Source organism: Methanobrevibacter sp., assembly GCF_045541095.1.
Taxonomy (GTDB): Archaea; Methanobacteriota; Methanobacteria; order Methanobacteriales; family Methanobacteriaceae; genus Methanocatella.
Genome location: NZ_JAZQIJ010000150.1, coordinates 1 through 6,797, shown reverse-complemented (window position 1 = coordinate 6,797; position 6,797 = coordinate 1). Strand labels below are relative to the sequence as shown.

The 6,797-nt window shown below is 36.8% G+C and carries 5 protein-coding genes; 3 read left to right on the top strand and 2 right to left on the bottom strand.

The annotated features are described in order from the left end of the window. Positions 1 to 297: 297 nt before the first annotated feature. The 3 genes from ACKI2P_RS06375 (at position 298) to ACKI2P_RS06365 (ending at position 4,597) form a co-directional block, all read left to right on the top strand. Positions 298 to 1,104, top strand: a complete 807-nt coding sequence (locus tag ACKI2P_RS06375; protein WP_407376069.1) for a formate/nitrite transporter family protein — start codon at positions 298 to 300, stop codon at positions 1,102 to 1,104. Positions 1,105 to 1,208: 104 nt separating this feature from the next. Further along, positions 1,209 to 3,374, top strand: a complete 2,166-nt coding sequence (gene fdhF, locus ACKI2P_RS06370) for a formate dehydrogenase subunit alpha (protein WP_407376067.1) — start codon at positions 1,209 to 1,211, stop codon at positions 3,372 to 3,374. A gap of 17 nt (positions 3,375 to 3,391) precedes the next feature. Further along, on the top strand, positions 3,392 to 4,597 hold the full coding sequence (locus ACKI2P_RS06365; protein ID WP_407376065.1) for a Coenzyme F420 hydrogenase/dehydrogenase, beta subunit C-terminal domain: 1,206 nt from the start codon (positions 3,392 to 3,394) through the stop codon (positions 4,595 to 4,597). Between the two features lie 78 nt (positions 4,598 to 4,675). Here the strand turns inward: ACKI2P_RS06365 and moaA are convergent, their stop codons facing one another. Next, entirely contained in the window at positions 4,676 to 5,605 is a 930-nt protein-coding gene (moaA, locus tag ACKI2P_RS06360) for a GTP 3',8-cyclase MoaA (RefSeq protein WP_407376063.1), read from the bottom strand. A 1-nt stretch (position 5,606) separates the two neighbouring features. Next, positions 5,607 to 6,638, bottom strand: coding sequence for a molybdopterin-guanine dinucleotide biosynthesis protein B (gene mobB / locus ACKI2P_RS06355; protein WP_407376061.1), 1,032 nt, complete (start codon positions 6,636 to 6,638; stop codon positions 5,607 to 5,609). Positions 6,639 to 6,797: the final 159 nt, after the last annotated feature.

Below are 6,797 nucleotides of genomic sequence, written 5' to 3'. Positions count from 1 at the left end.
ATAATTATTTTTTCAAATTTATATGCAATAAATTAAAAATTCATTAATAAAAGTTAAAATAATTGTCAATAATAAAAAAAGTACTATTTATCGTTATGAGTCAACATTTATAATGATTTATCATTACAATTAAATATAACTTGATTATAGTATTTAAAATTTTCTTTTTGGTTCATATAACAAAGCCTTTTTATATATAAGTGCTAAATATATTATCATAATACTTTGTACTAATCTTAAATGTGTTTCAAGTATTATTTTTATAAAATTAAAAAAAGGGAATAAGAGGTTGATAATATGAGTTCATCTTTTAAAAGTCCAGTAGATACTGCAAAAGCAATTTCTGCAACTGCTGGAGCAAAAAACTCTGCAAATATTGTTAATGTAATATTACTCTCCTTCTTAGCAGGAGCTTATATTGCATTTGGTGGTTTATTAGCTGTTGTGTCCAGTGCAGGTGCACTTGCTGCTGGTGTACCACTCGGTTTAGAAAAATTTATATTTGGTGCAGTGTTCCCTGTAGGTTTGATTATTGTTGTACTTGCAGGATCTGAATTGTTCACTGGAAATGTTATGTTCATGACCATCGGTGTTTTAGATGGCAGTGCATCTGTTGGCGGTCTCGCTAAAAATTGGGTACTCAGTTGGATTTTCAACTTTGTAGGTGCTTTATTTGTAGCATACGTACTTGCTTTCATGGGAGGTATTACTCCTACTGACGCTTCCGCACCAGCTTACGCTATTTCTAAAAAAGCTATCGCTGTAGCAGAAGGTAAAGTAACCATGCCGTTCTTAACCGCAGTAATCAAAGCTATCGGTTGTAACTGGTTAGTTTGTTTAGCTGTATGGTTAGCTAACGCATCTGATGATATCATCGGTAAAATCGTCGGTATCTGGTTCCCAATCATGGCTTTCGTAACTATCGGATTTGAGCACAGTGTTGCAAACATGTTCTTCATACCATTAGGTATGTTCTTAGGTGCTGAAGGTGTAAACTGGACCACCATTATTGTAAACAACTTAATTCCGGTAACTATCGGTAACATTATCGGTGGAGCTATCTTTGTAGCATGTATCTATTGGTACACCTACTTAAAAGATTAAGCTAGTAAACTAAAATTATAAGAAGCTTTTTTCAAGCTTCTTTTTTTTAAATTGTTTAAATAATACAAAATTTAAAAAAAATAATATGTTTTGGAGATTATAAAATGGTTGAAATAAAATATGTTCCAACAATCTGTCCATACTGTGGTACTGGTTGTGGACTCAATTTCGTTGTAAAAGACGAAAAAATTGTTGGTGTAGAACCTTTAAAAAGACACCCTGTAAATGAGGGTAAAGTATGTCCAAAAGGTAACTTTGGATATCAGTTTATTAATAGGGAAGACAGATTAACTACTCCTTTAATAAGAGAAAACGGTGAATTAAGAGAAGCTACTTGGGATGAAGCACTAGACTTAGTTGCTAACAAACTCAAAGAAGTTTCCGACGAAGATCCAAACAAAGTTGGATTCTATGCATGCGCTCGTTCACCTAACGAAAACATCTACATTACACAAAAATTAGCAAGAGTGGCTTGTGGTACTCAAAACGTAGACCACTGTGCACGTATCTGTCACGGTCCTACCGTAGCAGGTTTAGCAACCACTTTCGGTTCAGGTGCTATGACCAACGGATTCGACAGTATCAAAGAAGCAGACTACATCTTCTGTATTGGATCAAACAACATGGAAGCACACCCATTGTTTGGACGTAAATTAATCCAAGCTAAACAAAATGGTGCTAAATTAGTTGTATTAGACCCAAGATTTACTCCTACCGCTAAAATTGCAGATGAATACGTACAATTTGAAACCGGTACTGACGTAGCTTTAATGAACGCTATGATTAAAGTCATCATCGACAAAGACTTGCAAGATGATGAGTTTATTGCAAACAGAACCAAAGGTTACGAAGAAATGAAAGAAACCGTTCAAAAATACACTTTAGACATGGCTTCCGAAATCACCGGTATCAAACCTGAAGTAATCGAACACTTAGCTGTAGAGTATGCTTCTGCTGACAAAGCAGCTATTGTATACTCCTTAGGTATTACCGAACACTCCCACGGTGCTGACAACGTTATGTCCACTGCAAACCTCGCTATGTTAACCGGTAACATCGGTAAACAAGGTACTGGTGTAAACCCATTAAGAGGACAAAACAACGTACAAGGTGCTTGTGATATGGGTGCATTACCTTCCGACTACGTAGGATACAGAAAAGTAGCTGACGAAGAAACCACAAAATGGTTCAACGACTACTACAGTGGAGAAGGTTACGAAGTAAACTTACCTGCTAAACCAGGTTTAACCTTAGTAGAAATGATGAACGCAGCTCACTCTGGTGACTTAAAAGTATTATACATCCACGGGGAAGACCCAGTTCTCTCTGATGCAGATGTAGCTCACACCAAAGAAGCTATTAACAACTTAGAAATGTTAATCGTTCAAGAATGTTTCTTAACTGATACCGCACAATGTGCTGATGTAGTATTACCTGCAGCAGGTTGGGGTGAACAAGAAGGTACATTCACCAGCGGTGAAAGAAGAGTACAATGCTTACACAAAGCTCAAGAACCACCTGAAGGCGCTTGGGTAGATTGGAAAATCATGGAAGAAATCGCTGTTAGAATGGGCGTACCAAGACCATTATTCCACTACGAATCTGCTGAAGAAATCTTCGACGAAATCAGAGAATGTGCTCCTATCATGGCAGGTATGAACCGTGAAAGATTAGACACTCCTGAAGCACTTCACTGGCCTTGTCCTTCCGAAGACGACCCATGTCAACCATTAATGCACAAAGACAAATTTGCACACCCTGATGGTTTAGGAGTCTTCCAAGCATTAGAACACAAAGGACCTGTTGAAACTGTAGATGAAGAATACCCATTATTATTAACCACTACAAGGATCTTGTTCCACTATCACGCTGCAATGACCAGAAGATGTGAAACCTTATCCAACGAAGTAAAAACTGGATTTATCGAAATCAACACCAAAGATGCTGAAGCAAGAGGAATTTTAAACAACGAAGTAGTAAGAGCATTCTCCAGAAGAGGAGAAATCGCTATCCCTGCACGTGTAACTGATGATATCAGAGAAGGTATCGTAAACATTCCAATGCACTTTGCAGAATGTGCTGCTAACGTATTAACCAATTCCGATTCTTTCGATCCTAAATCCAAAATGGTTGAATTAAAAGCTTGTGCTATCCAAGTTGAAAAATTCGACGATGTTGTCGAAATCAAAAACGAGCTTTACAAAGAAGGTACCGATACCGAAGTAAAAGCTGAAGATATGTCAACTACTACTGTACAAGTAGGTAAATAAATAGGGAGTAGATTTAAATGAGCGCAAAAATTAACGATATGTACTACGCTTACTCTGCTATTGAAGATATTAAAGAAAAAGGAGAGTACGGTGGAGTTGTAACCACTATCATGAAATACTTATTAGAAGAAGGTATTGTTGATGGTGTAGTAGGTGTTACTCAAGGACACGATATTTACGATGGTGTACCAACCCTTATCACTGATCCTGCTGACGTAATCAAAACCGCAGGTTCAATTCACTGTGGTACCTTAAACATCGCTAAATTCGTATCAAAATACTTAGATGGTGCAAGATACATGAAACTCGCTGTTGCATGTAAACCTTGTGATGCAATGACCATCAGAGAATTAATGAAAAAAGGTAAAATCATCGAAGACAACGTCATTATGATCGGTGTAAACTGTGGTGGAACCATGTCACCTGTTCCAACCATGAACATGATTAGAGATGTATACGAATTAGATCCTAAAGATGTTGTTAAAGAAGAAATCGCTAAAGGTAAACTCATCATGGAAACTGCTGACGGCGAAAAAGCTTTCAAAATCGATGAATTAGAAGAACAAGGTATGGGTAGAAGAGAAAACTGTCAAAGATGTAATCTCAAAATCCCTTCCAACGCTGACTTAGCTTTAGGTAACTGGGGAGTTATCGGTGAATTAGCTGGTAAAGCTACTTTTGTTGAAGTATTCTCAGAAACTGGTGCAGACGTATTAGACAAAGTTATTGAAGCTGGTTTAATCGAAACTTGCGCACCAGAAGAAAAAGGTGTAAAAATCAGAGAAAACATCAACAACTTCATGCTCAAAGAATCCCAAGCTAAAAAAGATGTTGATTACGCAGGCACTACCGGAGATATTATTGACGTATTCTACCAATACGAAGACGAATTCTCCAAATGTATGAAATGTTACGGTTGTCGTGAAGCATGTCCATTATGTTTCTGTGAAGACTGCTGTCTCGAAGCTGAAGGTCCTGAATGGGTACCTGGTGGATACACTCCTGCTGCTCCATTCTTCCACTTAACACGTTTAGTACACATGGTTGACGCATGTACCAACTGTGGTCAATGTTCCGAAGTATGTCCATGTGAAATCCCTGTTGCTAAAGTATGGAGTACCGTAAACAACAAAGTAAGAGAAACCTACGGATACATTCCTGGTATGGGTAGTGACGACCCACTTCCATTTACCGACCACGTATCCAAAGCTAAATGGTTATAAGGATTTTTCCTTATTTCCAATTTTTTCTTTTTTTGATATCTTTAAATAACAGTGTTATATTCACAATTAAAAAAATAATTAAGTGTTGAACGGTTCACGATTGTTGATGCCGTTCATGAAAATCTCTTCTAATTTTTCTTCACTTTCGCCATTTCGCACATGTGAAATCAGTTCCACAAGATTGTCATTTCTCAAGAGACATGGCTTGATTTTACCGTCCGGTGTGATCCTTAATCTGGAGCATTTTGCACAAAATTTAGCGTTATCAACCGGCTTGACTACCTCGATTTCTCCACCGTCTATGTAATATTTTTTACGGCCTTGCATAAATTCACGTTCTCGAACATCATCAGCTATATCAGCCAACTCTTTTTCTATGTCGTCTAACTTGTAATGATAATCTTCAGAGAATTTGTCGTCGTCACAGTTTTCGCTTTCAATCAATTCAATAAGCTGAAGCACAATATCATGCTCTTTGCAGAATTCGAACATGTCATCAATCTCGTTCTGGTTGATGTCCTTCATGATGACCATATTGATCTTTACAGGATACAGTCCGACTTCAACTGCCTTTAAAATTCCGTTTTTCGCATCTTCAAGATAATCCTTTTTAGTGATGAATTCAAATGTTTCACGGTTGAGGGTGTCTAGACTTACATTTACCCTGTCAAGGCCGGCATCCTTTAAGTCCTGAGCATATTTTCCTAATAGGATACCATTGGTGGTCATGGAAATGTCCTTAAAACCAAGGCTGGATATTTTCCTGACGGTTTCAACTATGTCTTTTTTAAGCAATGGTTCTCCGCCTGAAAGTCTGATTTTTCTGACACCAATTTTTTTAGCCACTTTACAAATGGTGTAAACTTCATCTGCGGTCATTTCATCCTTTGATTTTACCATTCCGTCATGATGGCAGTACAGACAGTTAACGTTGCATCTGTTGGTTAGTGTGATTCGCAGTGAAAGAATTGGTCTTTCAAATTTGTCCTTAACTACATTTTCTAACATATTATTCCTCCACTGTAATTTTTATCTGTTTTATTTCTTCATCCACTTTTAGGGAATTCACGATTGCATATGTTGTTTCTTTTAAAATTCCCTGGGTGAATTCATTAATTTCAACATTATGATTGTTTGTTTTAAGTGTGATGTTTGCATCTATCAATTCATTTTCAATATTGCTTATTTCAATATCTATTATTTTCACATCAGGTTCTGTTTTGATGGCATTGACCATTCCCTTAATTGAATTTGAAACAATATTTTTTGTAAAAGTGTTTATTATGAGATTTTTACCATTGATTAAGATTCTGCAGTCGGCTTTAATTGGGCAACTGTCAGTTTTATCAGGAATTATCAGTTCCACTTTCCCAATATTGTCAACACCATAATCCTTGAGGTTCAATGTATTTATCACACCAACAACACTTTGCTTTAAGAAGTCGCTTACAAATCTGTTGAGCCCGACGACATGGCCGTTTATTGACAGGTAACTTTGAACGCTGTCCAGTTCATCCACTGTCAAATTGCCGTTTCGTATTTCACTGGCGATGACTTTGCCGTCATTGTATCCGCAGTTGTTTGCAAATAGTGTGTCGATAATGTCATGGCCTTTCTGTTCTATCAAATCAGCCAATTCACTAATTCCTTTCTCATCAATTGTAAATGAATCCACTTCGCAAATAGTGTATTCGTCTCTTACGTCAGGGGAGGTTATGATTTTCGGATAGTTGTAGCGTTTATATCCTTCAATAACTACAAAATCAAAATTGTCCATATGCTTAATTAAAAATAGTATTCTGTTCAGGTCCATTTCAGTTCTTGAGTTGAAGAATGTTGTTGATCCGACCCCTACAACCAGATTGGCTCCTGCCTGTTTGTGTTTCCAGGTATCGGTATTTTCCTTATCCATTTCAATAGAGTGATGTGAATGCTTTATTGAAGCAACATTGTAGCCTCTTCTTGTTAATTCCTCAATAACTTTGACAGTCAGTGAAGTTTTTCCAGTATTTTTCTTACCCACTATTGATACAATTTTCATTTTATATCCCCTGTAATATTATATGTTTTTGTATTAATTATATCTTTTCGAAAGCCATGTGTAGTTACTACACATTTTCGTTAAATGGAATATTTTTATTACATAGTCTGAATGTGATAAGCGATTTGTTTTTCGTGAATTTCAGAGAGTTGTAACAAT